We start from the raw sequence: 296 nt of genomic DNA on the forward strand, positions 1-296 counted from the left end.
TCGATGACGGGTGCCAAACTCATTGATGCCACTCAGGCTTAAGACTGGTTTTAGGATCTTACACTATGAAAAACGCATACATCATTGATGCCATCCGTACGCCTTTTGGTCGTTATGCCGGTGGTTTAGCCCCTGTCCGTGCGGATGACTTAGGTGCAGTGCCATTAAAAGCGTTAATGGAACGTAATCCTTCTGTGGATTGGAATGTCGTCGATGACGTTTTATTTGGTTGTGCCAACCAAGCCGGTGAAGATAATCGTAACGTCGGTCGTATGTCGGCGCTTTTAGCAGGTATT

At 47.0% G+C, this 296-nt stretch carries 1 protein-coding gene; it reads left to right on the top strand.

Going from position 1 to position 296, the window contains the following annotated elements:
* Positions 1 to 65: 65 nt before the first annotated feature.
* Positions 66 to 296: thiolase family protein (locus AC1M9I_RS14690; protein WP_481611223.1), on the top strand; the 231-nt coding region annotated here is incomplete at its 3' end.

This window comes from Acinetobacter sp. ANC_7553 (genome assembly GCF_056779895.1).